Annotated in this window: 13 protein-coding genes; 6 read left to right on the top strand and 7 right to left on the bottom strand. The window is 63.8% G+C overall.

The annotated features are described in order from the left end of the window. Positions 1-564: 564 nt before the first annotated feature. Positions 565-1,263 (bottom strand): HAD family hydrolase, encoded by a 699-nt coding sequence (locus G489_RS0111425; protein WP_029041638.1) that lies wholly within the window; start codon positions 1,261-1,263, stop codon positions 565-567. Positions 1,264-1,272: 9 nt separating this feature from the next. Next, positions 1,273-1,905, bottom strand: a complete 633-nt coding sequence (locus G489_RS0111430) for a S24 family peptidase (protein ID WP_029041639.1) — start codon at positions 1,903-1,905, stop codon at positions 1,273-1,275. A 199-nt stretch (positions 1,906-2,104) separates the two neighbouring features. On the opposite strand from G489_RS0111430, the gene G489_RS0111435 reads away from it, so the two are divergent. Together G489_RS0111435 and G489_RS0111440 are read left to right on the top strand one after the other, a co-directional pair. Beyond that, positions 2,105-2,458, top strand: a complete 354-nt coding sequence (locus tag G489_RS0111435; RefSeq protein WP_029041640.1) for a DUF952 domain-containing protein — start codon at positions 2,105-2,107, stop codon at positions 2,456-2,458. Beyond that, the gene (locus G489_RS0111440; protein WP_035872518.1) at positions 2,459-3,571 is read left to right on the top strand and encodes a quinone-dependent dihydroorotate dehydrogenase; all 1,113 of its coding nucleotides are present in this window, start codon (positions 2,459-2,461) and stop codon (positions 3,569-3,571) included. Between the two features lie 12 nt (positions 3,572-3,583). Here G489_RS0111440 and G489_RS20280 read toward each other — a convergent pair whose 3' ends face one another. Continuing rightward, positions 3,584-4,957: an MATE family efflux transporter gene (locus G489_RS20280; RefSeq protein WP_051332568.1), complete on the bottom strand. Its 1,374-nt coding sequence runs from the start codon at positions 4,955-4,957 to the stop codon at positions 3,584-3,586. A gap of 200 nt (positions 4,958-5,157) precedes the next feature. Here G489_RS20280 and G489_RS0111450 point away from each other — a divergent pair, with 200 nt between their 5' ends. Both G489_RS0111450 and pdeM read left to right on the top strand, forming a co-directional pair. Beyond that, a complete protein-coding gene (locus tag G489_RS0111450; RefSeq protein ID WP_051332569.1) occupies positions 5,158-7,668 on the top strand; it encodes a ligase-associated DNA damage response DEXH box helicase in 2,511 nt (836 codons plus the stop codon). 13 nt (positions 7,669-7,681) lie between these two features. Continuing rightward, positions 7,682-8,395, top strand: coding sequence for a ligase-associated DNA damage response endonuclease PdeM (gene pdeM, locus G489_RS0111455; protein WP_029041643.1), 714 nt, complete (start codon positions 7,682-7,684; stop codon positions 8,393-8,395). A gap of 97 nt (positions 8,396-8,492) precedes the next feature. Here pdeM and G489_RS21900 read toward each other — a convergent pair whose 3' ends face one another. The 4 genes from G489_RS21900 to G489_RS0111475 form a co-directional block, all read right to left on the bottom strand. Then, complete coding sequence (locus G489_RS21900) at positions 8,493-8,957, bottom strand: DUF3429 domain-containing protein (RefSeq protein ID WP_051332570.1); 465 nt, start codon at positions 8,955-8,957, stop codon at positions 8,493-8,495. A 197-nt stretch (positions 8,958-9,154) separates the two neighbouring features. Beyond that, positions 9,155-9,925: a TIGR02186 family protein gene (locus G489_RS0111465; protein WP_029041644.1), complete on the bottom strand. Its 771-nt coding sequence runs from the start codon at positions 9,923-9,925 to the stop codon at positions 9,155-9,157. Further along, complete coding sequence (locus G489_RS0111470) at positions 9,922-10,848, bottom strand: sulfite exporter TauE/SafE family protein (RefSeq protein WP_029041645.1); 927 nt, start codon at positions 10,846-10,848, stop codon at positions 9,922-9,924. The genes G489_RS0111465 and G489_RS0111470 overlap by 4 nt, the downstream gene beginning before the upstream one ends. 85 nt (positions 10,849-10,933) lie before the next feature. Continuing rightward, positions 10,934-14,899: a peptidoglycan-binding protein gene (locus G489_RS0111475; protein ID WP_029041646.1), complete on the bottom strand. Its 3,966-nt coding sequence runs from the start codon at positions 14,897-14,899 to the stop codon at positions 10,934-10,936. A 241-nt stretch (positions 14,900-15,140) separates the two neighbouring features. Here G489_RS0111475 and mscL point away from each other — a divergent pair, with 241 nt between their 5' ends. Together mscL and G489_RS0111485 are read left to right on the top strand one after the other, a co-directional pair. Then, positions 15,141-15,572 (top strand): large conductance mechanosensitive channel protein MscL, encoded by a 432-nt coding sequence (gene mscL / locus G489_RS0111480; RefSeq protein WP_029041647.1) that lies wholly within the window; start codon positions 15,141-15,143, stop codon positions 15,570-15,572. Positions 15,573-15,971: 399 nt separating this feature from the next. Beyond that, on the top strand, positions 15,972-16,604 hold the full coding sequence (locus G489_RS0111485; protein ID WP_035872520.1) for a response regulator transcription factor: 633 nt from the start codon (positions 15,972-15,974) through the stop codon (positions 16,602-16,604). Positions 16,605-16,616: the final 12 nt, after the last annotated feature.

Genomic DNA, 16,616 nt, shown 5'->3' on the forward strand with positions numbered 1-16,616 from the left:
TTCAGGTGAGAAGGCCATGAGAGCTACGCTCGAATGGCGGAAACACCACCCCCACCCGTTCCAGCACTACCAAGGTTCCACCGGAACCTCGGTTTGGGCTTCGCCCAACCGCTTGTCACCCCCCGTCAAGGGGGAGGTGACATTGGGGCCACTCATTGTTCCTTCAACTCCATTGGTGAAGCGGGCACCGCCCAAACCCTCCCCCCTTGCGGGGAGGGTGGACCGGCTAGCCGGGCCGGGTGGGGGTCCCAAGAGAGACTCAGTCACGTCTCGCGCGGAGTATGCAGGGTCACCCCCACCCTGTCTCGCGACGGATTTGGCAAGCCAAATCCTGCTCAACGTCCCTCCCCGCAAGGGGGAGGGAAAGGCAGATCACAGACGCTGTCACATTCAGCCCTCGCCCTTCGAGGCTCGGCTTCGTCTCTCACCTCAGGGTGAGGGCTTGGGGTCGCATCCTCCCGGGCCGCCCCGGCCTCCTTTCGCCTCGCGCCGGCTGGATGTGGGGCGAAGGGCGAGCCCGAGCATGACGGAGGTTGGCGCCTGCGCCACTTGCACGCGCTCGCGCTACTGCAACCGGTCGAGCAGCGGTGGCAGATCGCCAAGATGCGGAATTTCGTGAAAGCGGGGGTGGCCGGAGGGCGCATCGGCGTGTTCGGCCGCCCAGGTGAGGTCATGCGGCACGAAGACCCCCCATGCCCCGGCTTCGATTGCCGGAACGACGTCGGATTTGAGCGAATTCCCAACCATCATGCCGTGTTCGGGACCATCGCCATGCCGGGCAAAGACCGCATGATAGGTCTCGACGGTCTTGGCGGAGACGATCTCGACCCCGTCGAAATAGTCGCCAAGGCCTGACTGGGCGAGCTTGCGTTCCTGGTCGAGCAGATCGCCCTTGGTGACAAGGACGATGCGATAATTGTCGCGCACAGCTTCGAGCGCCGAGACCGCATGCGGCAGCGGTTCGACCGGATGGGTCATCAATTCGCGGCCTGCCGCGAGAATCTCGCTGATCACCCGGGTTGGCACATTGCCGCCGGTGATCGTCAGGGCGGTTTCGATCATCGAGAGAGTGAAGCTTTTGATGCCGAAGCCGTAGAATTCGAGATTGCGCAGATTGATCTTCATCAGCTCCGAACTGATGGTTTCCTCGGAGGCGTGATCGGCCAGGAGCGCGGCGAATTGTGCCTCGGTGAGCCGGTAGAATTCCTCGTTCTGCCACAAGGTATCATCGGCATCGAAGCCGATCGTGGTCAGCCTTGCCATTGGGTGCTCCTACTGGCTGGCCCAAAGGATACGGGCAATCCAGTCGATCTCGCTCATCGCCAGCACGCGCGGACCATGCTCGGGATTGAGCGAATGCAATTCGACAGTCTTGGCGGTTTGCCGGTGAAGGATCTTGGCCATCACTTCCCCTTCGAGCGTGCGCACCACCACACGGTCGCCCCGCCGCGGCGCATCTGAGGGGGAGACAATCAGAATGTCCCCGTCGCGGTAAAGCGGGAGCATGGATTCTCCGCTGACCTCGAGCGCATAGCTTGCTCCGTCAACACCGGAAGGAAAGCTGACTTCATCCCAACCCTGGCCGGCCGGGAAGCCGCCGGAATCGAAAAAGCCGCCGGCGCCGGCTTGCGCAAAACCCAGAAGCGGCACCAGCCGGCTGCCCGTGGCGTGACGAAAGACGCCGCCATGGGACAGGAAGGTCTCGAAGTCTTCCCCGGTCGCCGCCAGCACCTTGGCCAGGCTCTCTGTCGAAGGCCAGCGCTCGCGCCCAAGCTTGGAAACCCGTTTCGAGGGATTGAAGGCAGTGGGGTCGAGATGCGCCAGCCGGGCCAGCCCGGATGTCGACAGGCCATGCCGTACCGCCAGCGAATCAATCGCCTCCCAGATGGCCCGATGTGAAATCATGCGATTGGCCTAAGTGGGCTAGGAATATCATCCGATAAATCGGATAATCGTCCCATACTTCCTAATTTGCCTTAACCGTGTTGTAAAGCGTCTCTATAAGGAAAAACACTTATGGGTCAAAACCCTGAGGTGCCTGATAGGCAGAATGAGGTGGCAGTCGCCGATAATCCGCATTGGCGGCCACCGGAAGGAGCGGGGCGTGAACGCGCAGGAAAAACTGATCTACAAGGTCTGTGGCGAGGCAGACTGGGAAGAGGCTTTGGCAAAGGGCGAATTTTCAGGCGCCCCCGTCGACCTCTCGGATGGCTTTATCCATTTTTCGACCGGCGAGCAGCTTGCAGAAACCTTGAGGCGCCATTTCGCCGGCAAGAGCGAATTGATGCTGGTGGCGGTCGACCCTGGCGCGCTTGGTCCCTTGCTGCGCTGGGAGCCGTCGCGCGGCGGCGCATTGTTTCCTCACCTCTATGGGGCCTTGCCCCTGTCCGCCGTTCGGTGGCAAAAGCCCCTCAGCGCCGATGAGAAAGGCGAGTTCGTTTTACCCGAGGGCCTCTGAATGATCCGACAAGGACTGTCGAACTTCCTGCGTCTCGATGGCCCGCAGCGGCTGGCGCGGGAGCTTCTTCTGTCCATGGATCCGGAGCGCGCCCACGCCGCGACCCTGACCGCGCTCAAGCTCGGAGCCGTCCCGGCGCAGGCCGAACCCGATCCGCCGAGCCTTGCGGTGACCCTGGCCGGGCTTGAACTCCCCAATCCCGTCGGCATGGCCGCCGGTTTCGACAAGAATGCGGAAGTCCCCCGCCAGCTCTGCACTATCGGTTTCGGCTTCGCCGAGGTCGGCACCATCACCCCGCAGCCCCAGCCCGGCAATCCCAAGCCGCGCATCTTCCGGCTCGAAGACGATGAAGGGGTGATCAACCGCTATGGCTTCAACTCCGAAGGCCATGACGCTGCGCTCAAACGCCTTGAGGCCCCGCGTCACGGCGCCACCATCGGGGTCAATATCGGCGCCAACAAGCTGAGCGAAGATTTCGTCGCCGACTATGTGCTGGGCGTAAAGCGGTTCGCGCCGGTCGCCGATTACCTGACGGTCAACATATCCTCTCCCAACACGCCCGGCCTCAGGGATCTGCAGACCGACGAGGCGCTCAGGCGCTTGCTCGGTGAGGTGCTGGCCGAGCGCAGCCGCGCCGTAACCCGTGTGCCGTTGTTCCTGAAACTCGCCCCTGACCTTGACCGGAACGAGCTCGATGCCATCGCGGCGGTGGTCGCCTCGGTCGATCTCGACGGGCTGATCATGTCGAACACAACTCTGAGCCGGGAGACGGTCAAGGGGCATCGCCATGCGCATGAAGCGGGCGGGCTTTCGGGCGCACCGCTGTTCAATCTCGCAACGCAACGCCTTGCCCAGCTCCGGCAGCGGGTCGGCGACACCATGCCGATCATCGGTGTGGGTGGGGTGCATTCACCCGCTTCGGCAGTGGCCAAGCTCGCCGCGGGTGCCAACGCCATCCAGCTCTACACGGCGCTGGTCTATCGCGGCATGGAATTGATGACGACCATCAAGCAGGGGCTCGATGTCGCCGCGCGCGAAGCGGGGGCGAACTCTGTCACCGCCTTGACCGGCACCGCGGTCGAGGACTGGGCTGAAGGCAAGGCCCAGATTTAGCAAAGCCAGGGTCTAGGCCGTGGCGCCCGCTGTTCGGGCGCCGGGATCGGATGGAAACAGGTCTGGCTCACGCCGCTTCAAGAGCCAGTAGAAGACGACGCCGCGCAACACGAAGAAAAGGTTGAGCGCCACCCAGAGCCCGTGCACGCCCCACAAGGCCTGAAGCGGGAAGGTGAGGGCGAAAAAGGCTGCCGAGCAGATCAGCATGCCGTTGCGGATCTCGCGGCCCATGGTGGCACCGGCGGCCACCCCGTCAAAGACAAAGGCCGCGACCCCGGTGACGGGCGCAATCGCTGCCAGCACCAGGAACTCGCGCGCGGTAGCCCGGACGTCAGGAGCCGTCGTCATCAGGTCGACCAGCCAGCCGCCGGCAAGAAGAAAGAGCAGCGAAAGCCCGCCGGCAAGTACGAACCCCCCGGCCATCGCCTTGGCGACTGCCTGCCGGTAGGCGGGGCGGTAACGCGCACCCACGGCCTTGCCGCACAGGCGCTCGGAGGCGGTCGCCATGCCGTCGAGGAAGAAGGCGGTGACCATCATGAAATTGAGCAACACGGCGTTGGCGGCAAGCACTGCATCACCGGCCCGCGACCCGGCGGCTGTGAAATAGGCGAATACCGCCATCAACAAGACGGAGCGGATGGTCAGACCGGCAGAGAGGGAATAGAGCGCTTTAAGCGCATCGCGCGCGACCAGCAGGTCGAACGGCACGATCCGCGCAAAGGCGCGCCAGCCCTTGAAATGATACCAGACGAGTGCCAGCCCGGTGAGCGACGCGACGATCTGGGCACCAAGCGTGCCATAGGCGACCCCTTCAACGCCCATGCCCGCGCCATAGACCAGCGCGACGCTGAGACCGACATTGCCGAGATTGGCAACCACGGTCAGCACCAGGCTGGTGCGCGCCGCCCCGCGCCCATAGAGCCAGCCCAGAAGCGCGAAGTTGAGGAACACAAACGGCGTCGAGAGCATCCGGATGCCGAAATAGGCCTCGAACGGCGCGCGCACCGCCCCATCGACCGAGAACAGGGTAACCCCTGCCGATCTCAGCGGCACGGTCAGCGCGATGCAGGCGACGCCGAACAGTACGGCCAGAATGAAGGCCCGCATGGCATGGGCCGCGCTGGCCGGCGCATCCTCCGCCCCTTCGGCCTGCGCCACCAGTCCCGCGGTTGAAAGGCGCAGGAAAAAGAAGACCGACAGCAACGCCTCGAAGGCGACAGAGCCCACGACCACGCCACCGAGCAAGCCCGTCTCCCCGAGCCGGCCGATGACCGTGATGTCGGTGATCCCCACCAGCGGCTCGGTGATCAGCGCGATTGAGGCGGGAAGCGCAATGCGCCACACATCGGCATGAGAAACGGTGAAGGGACGAATGGGTTTGTTCATGGCGGGTCTGCCCGGAACGGGCGCTGGAAGGGGAAGCGGTGACCGCTGGGAGGGTTCTTTCATCCGGGATCGAGCCCGATTGATACGCGCCATACCGGCAAGCGGCAACGCACTAACGCGCATGGGGACCATGTTTTTCCGAATAGCCGGCTTGCGAAGATTCCCGATTTGTTCAGGATACACCGAAACGGGATTCCCTCATGCATGACGCGCCACCGCTGGATCGGGAGAACTGGGATCTGCCGCCCGTGGTGGCCGAATGGTTCCGCGACCGCGGCTGGGCGCCGCGCGAGCACCAGCTCGGCGTTTTGCGGGCCAGCCGCGCCGGCTCCTCGGCCCTGTTGATTGCCCCGACCGGCGCAGGCAAGACGCTCGCCGGGTTCCTGCCCTCGATCGACCAACTCATCTCGGAACCGCAAAAGGGCCTGCACACCCTTTACCTGTCGCCGCTGAAGGCGCTGGCCGTCGATGTGGCGCGCAACCTTACTGGCCCGATCAACGATATGGGGCTCGATATCCGGGTCGAAACCCGAACCGGCGACACGCCCTCCCACCGGCGCCAGCGCCAGCGTTACGACCCGCCCAATATCCTGATGACCACGCCCGAACAGCTCGCCCTGCTGCTTGCCCACCGCGATGCGCCGCGCCTGTTCGGCAATCTCAAACGCGTGGTGCTCGATGAATTGCATGCGCTGGTCACCTCAAAGCGCGGCGAATTGCTTTCGCTGGGTCTTGCACGGCTATCGACCCTGGCGCCCGATCTGACGGTCACCGCACTGTCGGCAACCGTCGCACAGCCGGACATGCTGGCCGACTGGATCAGGGCGCCGGCCCCCGAACGTACGGTCGAGATGGTGGTGATGAAGGGCGGGGCAAAGCCGGAGGTCGATATCCTTGCCAGCGAAGACCGGGTGCCCTGGGCCGGGCATTCGGCGGCTTATGCCATCCCCGAACTTTACGACATCATCAAGCAGAACGGCACGACCCTTCTTTTCGTCAACACGCGCTCACAGGCCGAGATGCTGTTCCAGCTTCTTTGGGCCGCGAATGACGACGCGCTGCCGATTGCGCTTCATCATGGCTCTTTGAGCGTTGAACAGCGGCGCAAGGTCGAAAGCGCCATGGTGGCGGGCAAGCTGCGCGCGGTCGTTTGCACCTCGACCCTTGATCTGGGCATCGACTGGGGCGATGTCGATCTCGTCGTGCAGATCGGGGCCCCGAAAGGCGCGAGCCGGCTGCTGCAGAGAATCGGGCGCGCCAATCACCGGCTCGACGATCCCTCCCGCGCGCTGCTGGTGCCCGCCAACCGCTTCGAGGTCCTCGAATGCGAGGCCGCCCAGCAGGCGGTCTTTGAAGGCGCACAGGACAGCGAGGACCCGGTCTCGGGCGGGCTCGACGTGCTCGCCCAGCATGTTCTCGGCATGGCCTGTGCCGAGCCATTCGATGCCACAAAACTCCATGACGAAATCCGCCGCGCCTGGCCCTATCGCGATCTCGACTGGGAGACCTTCGAGCGGGTGGTCGATTTCGTCGCGACCGGCGGCTATGCCCTGCGCGCCTATGAGCGCTACGCCCGGCTGCGGCTGACCAAGGAAGGGCTGTGGCGCATCGCCAACCCCCAGGTCGCCCAGCAATACCGGCTCAATATCGGCACCATCATCGAGGAGCCGATGGTCAAGGTGCGGCTCGTGAGGGGCAGGGGGCACCGGCGTGGTGCGACCACCGGGCCGATCAGCCGCGGCGGGCGGGTGCTCGGGGAGATGGAGGAATATTTCTTCACGACCCTGGTGCCCGGCGACACCTTTCTGTTCGGCGGCGAGATCGTCGCCTTCGAGGCCATGCGCGAGAACGAAGCCTATGTGTCGCGCGCCCAATCGACCTCGCCCAAGATCCCGAGCTATATGGGCGGCAAATTCCCGCTTTCGACCTATCTGGCCGAACGCGTGCGCGGCACCCTCGCCAATCCGCAAGAGTGGCGATTGCTGCCCGACCAGGTGCGCGAATGGCTGACGCTGCAACGCGATGTCTCGACCTTGCCGGGCGCGGACAGCCTGTTGGTCGAAACCTTCCCGCGCGCCGACAAGCACTACCTTGTCTGCTATCCGTTCGAGGGGCGGCTGGCCCACCAGACCCTCGGCATGCTGATGACCCGGCGGCTCGAGCGCATGCGCGCCAAGCCATTGGGGTTCGTGGCCTCGGAATACGCGCTGGCGATATGGTGCGCCGCCGATCTCAATCTGCTGATTGGCGGCAACAAGCTCTCTCTCGACCGCCTGTTCGACGAGGACATGCTGGGCGACGACCTTGAAAGCTGGCTGCTCGAATCGAGCCTGATGAAACGCACTTTCAGGAACTGCGCCATCATCGCCGGGCTGATCGAGCGCCGCCACCCGGGCAAGGAGAAGTCGGGCCGCCAGCTCACCATGTCCGCCGACCTGATCTACGACGTGCTTTATGAGCACGAGCCCGATCACATTCTGATCCAGGCGACGCGGCGCGATGCGGCGCGCGGGCTGCTTGATATCGAGCGGTTGGGGGAGTGCCTGAGACGTGTCTCACGGCATATTCAGCACAAACCCCTCGACCGAATCTCGCCCCTCGCGGTACCAGTTATGCTGGAGATCGGAAAAGAACCGGTCTTTGGCGAAGGGCGCGAAAGCGTCATGGCCGAAGCCGCAGACGATCTGATCCGCGAAGCGATGCAGAGATAGGCAACCCAGAACAGTGACCGGCGCGGCGCTCAGGCACATCGAAGAAGACCCGGCCCGGATCGGGCTCGATTTCGGTGGCCAGCATTTCGAGGCGCTACTTTCCGGCGCCCTTTACTGGCCCGAAGAAGAAACGCTGCTCGTCGCCGATTTACACCTCGAGAAGATGTCCAGCTTTGCCCGCTCGCGCCAGTTCCTGCCGCCCTATGATACCAGGGCGACCCTCAAGCGCCTTGCGGCCGATATCGCGGAAACACGCGCAAAGCGGGTGATTTGTCTCGGTGACAGCTTTCACCGCGACGAAGGCACCGAGACCCTGCTCGAACCCGACCGCGAAGCGCTGGATGATCTGACATCGGGCATCGACTGGGTCTGGCTCGCCGGCAATCACGACCCGGCTGCCCATGAGCTCGGCGGCACCTGCTGCGAGAACCTCGCCATGGCCGGGTTGACGCTCAGCCATATCCCGGAAGCGGCCACACCCAACCAGATCGCCGGGCATTTGCACCCGGCGGCCCGCATCCGTCGCAATGGCCGCTCGGTCAGGCGCGCCTGTTTCGCCTTCGATACGACCCGCCTGATCCTGCCCGCCTATGGCGTCTCGACAGGCTCGCTGAACATTTTGAGCCCGGCCTTTGACGGCTTGCTGAAACGCTCGGCGCTCAATGTGGTGATGCTCGGCCAGGGCCGCGTCTATGCCGTGGCCCCGCGATATCTGGTCGGGGGCTAGAGCGGTTCCAGGTGAAGCGGGCACCGGTTCACCGTTCGGAAACGCGACAAAACAAAAAACAGGCCCGATCGACGGCTCTGCTTAATGCGAAACGGGTTTAGAGCGCGGCCTGAATGCCCTTGATGGCAATGATGGCGATCAGCAGGATGCAAACGAGCCAGGTCAGCGTTGACCGTAGCCGCGCATAAGGTTTGGGCACCGTGCCGCGGAACCCGCCCCACACATCCCAGGCGCCCTGTGCGCCGAACCCTACCGTCAGCACGGCGAGCGCCAGCACATAGGGCATGAGCAGGGTGAAGAACCCCACAATCGCCCCGGCAATACCAACAAGATAGGTGAGATCGGACCCGGCGCCACCCTGCATGCGGATGCCCCACCTTACCCCGCCGAGAAAACCGAGGATCAGCGCGCCATAGCCGATGGTCGCGCGTTCGAGCACAACCGGATCCAGCAGGGCCGCGTCCGGAAACAGCGTCAGGATCAACGCCCCGGCAAACGGGATCAGTCCGGCAATGGCGGCAAAGGTGATGGTGCGTGACCAGAAGACGGGAACCTGACTCATGGCGAAGAGTCTATCTCAGCAAGCAGTGCTGTGAAAACGGCAATCTGCTCGTCCAAAGCATGGTGTGAAGTTGGACGGGAAAGCAAACGATCCCGTGAACCGTGTGCCCGCAAACCGGATACCGGTTCTTCGCCAGGCACAATGGGTCCGCAAAATAAATGGAGCGCCATCGCGATCTGGTGAAAACGCACAGCGCTCTAGCGCTTGAAAGCGACACCGCCGAGCCAGCCGGTGAACACCGCCAGCAGGACGCAAAACGCCCCATAGACCAGCGGATAGTCGCGCGCCGCATCGCCGACAAACCGCTCGAACCCTGCCGTGCGCACCACGAAACGGTCGACCCGGCGGGCAATCAGTTCCCCGTTCTGGAACAGATGGGTCTGGGCGAGATAAGTGCCGTTCGGTGCAAAGGCTGGCAAATCGATGCGTGTCGAGTAAAAACGCGGGGACAGGAAGGACACTCCGCCTTCATTGAGCGCGAACAGTCCGCGCTGCTCCTTGAGGCGCACAAGATTCTCGGAGAACACCGGCTGCACCGCGGCGGGTTCATCGATCCGGGCGAGCTCGGTCTGGGATTCGAAGGTCAGATAGAGGCTTTTGAGAAGCTCTTCGTCGGCAATCTTGTCGAGCGGGGCGCTGGAAACAATTGAAAAGAAATTCGGGAAATTCCGGTATTCCTGCTGTTCCCGGTTGATCCAGATGCCGAACACGCTGTCCTTGCGGCGCACGACGTGATTGGCCACGGGCCCGCGCACGGCAATGACCATGTCGTAGCGCTGGGGCGCCAACGGCTCGGTGGCGCCGGTCTCCGGCTCGATGGTGCCGAACAGGGTGATCGTATCCCCGGCAAAAGTCGAGGTGATCGAGACCTCCGGGTCCGAGGTCGAGGCGACGAGCCGCTGCGCCTTGGCTGCGGACAGGCCCAGAAGGCAAAGCGCCAGCACGGACAGGGCGAGGCGAACCATCATGCGCCCCTCCCCAGAATGGCCACCGAAAAGGGATCGGCAGGAGTAAGGAAAAGCGACAGTCCGAACCGAATTGCAACGGCCAGCACCAGGATGCCGAGCAGTGCGCGCAGTTGATCGCCGCGCAGCCGCCGGCCCGCCGACGCGCCGAACTGTGCCCCGACGACCGAACCGATCATCAGCGTGAAGGCGAGAAGGATATCGACGGTCTGGCTGTTGACCGCATGCAGCACCGTGGTCGCGGCCATGATGCACAGCACCTGCAGAAGCGAGGTGCCGATGACGATCGAGCCGGGAACCCGCAGCAGATAGACCAGCGCCGGCACCAGGATGAAGCCGCCGCCGACCCCGAGCAGCGAGCCCAGAAACCCGATGGAAGAACCGATCATGACGACGGGAATGATCGACACATAGAGCCGGGACCGTTTGAACCGGACACGAAGCGGCAAACCGTGCACCCAGTTGTGCTGGCCGGGGAGGCGGGTCGGCACGGCCTGGCCCGAGCGGTGGCGCATCATGGTGCGGGCCGCCTCGATCAACATCAGCGAACCGATCGACCCCAGAAAGATCAGATAACCGAGCGAAATCGTGAGATCGAGTTGGCCCGCCGCGCGCAGCAGCCCGAAGGTCCATACCCCGGCAAAGGCGCCGAGCACCCCTGAAACGATCAGGAAGGAGGCAAGCTTGAGGTCGATCCCGCCGCGCCGGTAATAGCTCAGAGCGCCGGAGGTCGAGGCCGCCACGACCTGTCCGGTGACCGAGGCGACGGCGACCGGTGCGGGGATGCCGGAGAAGATCAACAGAGGGGTAAGAAGGAAACCGCCGCCGACCCCGAAAAGACCGGACAGAAAACCCACCGCGCCGCCCATTCCGATCAGGAGAAACAGATTGAGCGAAAGCTCGGCGATGGGCAGATAAAGCTGCACGGCTGTGCGTCCATATGGTGGGTTCGTGGGCAGTGCTTACGCCCCGCCCCCGAGGAGAGTCAATTCGCCCTGCCGGGCTAAATCTCTAAACCGGCTGACTGCCCAGAACCGCCAACAGCCGCGGATTGATCGCGCCGCTCGGATTCATGCCGATCGATTGCTCGAATGAAGAGATGGCATCGGCGGTTTTCGGGCCGATCAGCCCGTCCGCCTGGCCGGCATCATAGCCGAGCTTGTTGAGGATATCCTGCACCTGGGAGACGATGGTCGGCTCCTTGATGTTCGGGCCGGGATCGAAGCTCTCGTTCCAGGTGCCGATCGGCGCGTAATTGGCCGCCATGTCGAGCCCGGCCATGCCCCAGGCATCGACCAGGGTCTGGACATTCTGCAGTGCCTCGGGGTCGAGCGAACGGGCGATGTCGTCCCGAGCCTGTTCGGCATCCTTGTCGCCATCAAGCGCGGCAATGGCAAACCATTGATACGACTTGGAGAAATCCTGTTCGACACCCAAGCCGCGCGCATAAAGCATGCCGAGGTTGAACTGGCTGTCCTTGACCCCGAGCTGGGCGGCGGATTCGAACCAGTGGGCGGCCTTGGTGAAGTCCTGGCTGTCGAGCGCACCGCTGGCGAACAGCGACGCCAGATTGTGCATGGCCATGCGGTTGCCGGCTTCGGCGGCCCGTTCGTACCAGAGCCGGGCCTGTTCGAGGTCCTTGGCAACGCCGCGACCGTTTTCATAAAGCGAACCGAGGCGGTACTGGGCCGGGGCAAAGCCCGCGGTTGCGGCCCGCTCATACCATTTGAAGGCTTCGTCGAGATCCTGCTCGACAGTCTGGCCCTCGGTATAGATGGCGCCGATTTCAAACTGCGCGCGCGCATCGCCCGAAGCGGCCGCCTGCCGCAGCGCCTCGGGGCCGGTATCGACCGGGGGCGGCGGCACTTCGGCCGATGCGGTAATCATCGGGGCCGCACGGTTCGGCACCGGAGCCGCGGCATCGGCGGCATCATCGGGAATGCTGGCGGTGGTGATCGTGCGGTCGATGCCGAGATCCTGCGTGCCGGCTTCAGGCGCGGTGAAGGGATCGGCGATCATGTCCGCGATCGGGGTCGAAGCGTAAGTCGCCTCATTCATCACTTCGCCATCCATCACCATGTCCGGGCCGACGGCGCGGGCATTGCGCGGCGCGGGCTGCGCTTCGGTCGAGAGCTGGCTGATGTTTTCGGCTTCCGGCGTGGTGGAGGCGCGCTGGACGCCGCTGCGGCTCGCGCCGATACGTTCGTCGATCAGATTAAGCGTCATCAGCGAGATCGCGATGACAGAAGCCCCCAGCAGCAGCGCCTTGCGGTGCCGCATCAGGAAGCTTTCTTTTTCGCCTTCCTCGTCCGAATGCTCTTCGAATTCGAGCGGCTCTTCGTCGTCAGCGTTGAAAATGCTGTCAGGCTCGGGCGGCACATCGTGCTCGTCCACATGCGGTGCGCTGTGTTCTGGCTGTTCGGCTTCGCCCCTGTCGGCGGCGGCTTCAAATGCCGCGTCGTCGTCTTCCTCGACCCTTTTCTTGCCCCTCAGTCGCGAGAGCGCGCGCCCGAACAGCCCGCCTGCGGCCTGTTCTTCCTGTTCTTCGCCTGCCCGTTGCGCCGCGCGGCGCGCGGCGGCGATGAAGCTTTCGCGGCTGAAGGCGGTCGAAGACCCTTCGTCATCCTCGTCATCTTCATGATCGGAGAGCACCGACCGACGGCGCGGTTCGGATTCAGGCGCCCATTGGGTGGCGCGCTGGAGGATGTCTTCGGCCTCCCGGCCAAGCGAGGAGACCGGCTTGGGCGGGCGTTCACCGGCAAGATCGGGCGCGGGCATATCATCGCCCTCGGCGGATGCGGTCTCCCAGTCATCCTGCGCGTTCATATCGGAATAGGCGGATTGCGGCTCCGGGTCGGGCAGCCGATCGGAGGGACGCGAGGCCCCTGCGGCATAACCGCTATCCTCGGCGTTTTCCGCAGCCCAATCATCGCCTGCATGGGCGGTGGTGCCGAGACCCGCAGCGGCAAAACTGGGGGCGGGGCCTGCCTGGCCATGATCGTCCTGGTCATGATCGTCGCCAGCCGGATCGTCCTGCGCGTCATCTTCACCGAAGGCGTGAAGGTCAAGGTCGGCGGGGTCGTCGTTCAATGCGCCGGTCTGCCAGTCTGACGCAGCGCCAAGCTCGGCATGCGCCGGGGCGTCCTCGCCAGTAAGGGGCTGGCTGGCGGGCGATACGGCAAGGCCATGCGCGGTGGGCTCATCTTCCCAGCCGGTGTCGCTGTGGGCCGAGGAGGAGCCGGCGGCATCCGCAACCGGGCCCGAGGCGATCCGCGACAGGCTTTGTTCGAGCCGTTCGAGGCGGGTGTCGACCTGATCAATGCCCGAGCGCATAGCGTCGAGAGCATCATGATCGATGATCGTTGGCTGCCGGTCTTCGGTCAGCGCCGCGATCCGGCCCTCAAGGGCGGAGAGCGCATTGCGCAGGGCGCCGGTGCCTTCGCCGCCTTCAGCCAGAACGGCACCGTCGGCGCCGCCAATGCCGCGAACTTCTGCCGCCGTGCGGGTGGCGATCAGGTCGACGAGCCCGGTCAGGTCAGGGATTTCGAGTGTTTCGCGCACTTCAACGGCAGTGCGATGGGCGATCTCGCCCGCGAGGCCCTCAATATCGCGGTCGAGGCCGCTGGGCTGGTTGGCAGCCAGGGTGTCGATCCGCTCGGCAATAGCGTTGAGCCGGTCTTCGAGTGCCGGCGGCAGGCCGACCCCGGCATCGTCCAACCGGTCGCCCAGCGTGGCGATCTGTGCCTGTACCGCATCGAGGCGGCCGTCGACGATCCCGGCCAGATGACTGCGCATCGCTTCCACATCGGCGCGGATGCTGTCGGACTGGTTGGCTTCGCCTGCGATCAGCGCGACCCGCTCTGACAATTCGTCGAGCCGGTTCATCAGTGCGGCGCCGTCCAGGCCCGAATCCCGGCTCTGGTCGACACCCCGCGCCAGGGCGGCGATGGCATCGAGTACCCGCTCCATGTCCTGGGCGGAGGCGGTGCCTTCCATGCGGTCGATCTTGTCATAGAGCGCGCGCACGGATTTCTCGATCTGGCGCGTCGCGTCGCGCTGTTCGAGCGTTGCTTCGCGCACACCGTTGCGTTCGTCTTCGCGCGCCTGGTTGACCTGGAAATCCGCCAGCTTGCGAATCGTGGTGTTGAGCAGTTCCACCCGCTCGGTCAGGGCGTGAAAATCCTGGGATGCTTCGCCGGGGCGTTTCTCGCTGAGCTGCGCCAGCCGCTCCATGGCACTCCCGAGCGCATCGAGCTTGTCGCCGACAGCTGCAATCGCCGCATCGGCCGACCGGCCGGAGCGTTCCGCGATCTCGGCGACCCGGCGTTCAAGCGTGGAAGTGTCGCCGGCGCGGCTCACGACCCGGGCGAGCTGGTCGACCGTGTCGGTCAACGCCTCGATCTGGCGATGGGTCGAGACGCTGCTGCCCGCTTCGCGCGAATGGCGTTCGATATCGTTGAGCCGCTGAGACATGCGGTCGGTCATCGCCACGATCTCGGTGAGGTCGTGATCGTGCGGACGGCTGTCGCGCCGGGTGACCCCGGCCCGGATCTGCGCAATTGCATCCTCAAGCGGATCACCGGCGCGGCGGTCACTCCGGCTTGGGCGCCCGGCTTCGCGGTCGCGGATGTTCCGGGGGGCGGCATCGCGGCTGCCATGGCGGTCGAGCGCATCCTGTACATTGCGCAGCGCCTGGCGGCGGCGGGCGCTCATGCGCGGGGCCGGTGCTTCCTCGACGCGTGAAGCGGAGGAAAGGCGGGCCTTGAGCGCGTCGATCTGGTCGATGAAGTCGTCAGTGTCCCCGGTCTGGCGCCGGCTTACGCTGTCACTGTCCATATACGCGTCGATCTGGTCCTGAATCTGGTTGAGAAGCACCTCAAGGTCTTCACGCACATCCAGCCAGTCATCCGGCCGTCCCGCGCCCTGATGGAGCTGGGGCGCTGAAGATGCGGGGGAGGCTGAGCGGCGATAGGGCATGGCTGGTGTCCATATCCGGCGCGTCGCCAAGGCCTGAGGCGGTCGCGCCCATAAGGGTTCGAACCGGTCCAATCTCCGATGAACATAGTAAAGAAGCCGTTAATAGCGTTGCAAAATGGGGCAGGCAGAGTGCCCTTTTGCTTGTGCTGCACGGCCCGCCATGGCCTGATAATCGCTGGTGGAACCCGGCCAGGCCAGGCCGGTGCCGGGGGCTGCTGTTCCACAATCGGGAGTCCCGTTCATGTTCAAGGAATTCAAGGAATTCGCCATCAAGGGCAATATGGTCGACATGGCGATCGGTATCATTATCGGCGCTGCGTTCGGTGCCATCGTCTCATCACTGGTCGATGATATTTTCATGCCGGTGATCGGGCTGCTCTTGGGCGGCCTCGATTTTTCCAACTGGTTCATCCTCCTGTCCGACGCTGGAGGGCAGACCTTCGCCTCGGTCGCCGCGGCCAAGGAAGCGGGCATCGCCACGCTCAATATCGGCTTGTTCATCAATGCGATCGTCAAGTTCGTGATTATCGCTTTCGCCTTGTTCCTCGTGGTCAAGGGCATCAACTCGATGCGCCGCAAGCAAGAGGAAAAGCCCGCCGCGCCGCCGGCGCCGCCCAAGGAAGAAGTGCTGCTCACCGAGATTCGCGATCTGCTGGCCAAGCGCCCTGCCTGATCAAGGCTTCTTGCCAAGCAAAGCATAAGTAAAACGAGTAATCGGGTCGTGTCGTCCGCCAGGCGGATGCGCGGCCCTTTTTGTGTGCTGGATGGGGAGATGACCGGATCCGGGTAGCAAATGCAGCTTGCAAAATGCAACTTATAGTTGTAGAAAGCTACCTAAGTGAGAACACCTGGATTCTACGTTCAATTGCCTAGAGTTCAATACGCTGTACGAAAAATCGCCAATCAATCCATAATGTTCGTGAACTTGCGGCGGGCCCTAGAGGCAAACACAGACCAGCGAAATGCAACTCTGACGTGCTGGAAACGGACGGATTCGAGGTTGGCGCGCCAACCCGCATTGCGGGCCGGCGTTCCGGGGTGGATACGATGGCGATCGGGGAACAGGACCATCATGAACGGGATATACTATCACAATGCTTTCAATCGTGACCGGCTTGTTTATATCGTTGATTCAGAGCGCGCCAATTGTGATGCGCTCAGCGTGTTGTTCCGGCTCGAAGGCTTTCAGACAGCCTATTTCCTGACCATCGACGAACTTCTTGCCGGGCTCGAGTTCCGGCGCCCGGATGTGGTGATTGCGGATCTGACCGTTGATGGTGAGGACAGCCTGCCCGCCATCCGCCGGGTCAAGAACCTCCGGCTCGGCATTCCCATCTTCATGACGACCGGCGAAGCCGATTTGCATCGGGCCGTGGAGGCGATGCGCGAGGGCGTGCATGACGTGCTGCACAAGCCCGTCGATACAGAAAAGCTTCTGGGCGGGGTGCGCGATGCACTCCGCCGCGACGTTCATATCGGCGCGGTGCAGGGTGGGCGCCGTCCCATCGAAATCCGTGGCTTCAACCAGCTCACCCCTCGCGAACGCGAAGTTCTGCAGCTGATCACCAATGGCCAGTCGAACAAGGAAGCCGGTCGCGTGCTGGGGATTTCTCCACGGACAATCGAGGTGCACCGCGCCCGGGTGATGGAAAAGCTCGGTGCGCGTAACACGGCCGATCTGGTGAGGATTGTTCTGACCAGTTGATTGCGGGTCGCA

This window comes from Cucumibacter marinus DSM 18995 (assembly GCF_000429865.1).
GTDB lineage: Bacteria > Pseudomonadota > Alphaproteobacteria > Rhizobiales > Devosiaceae > Cucumibacter > Cucumibacter marinus.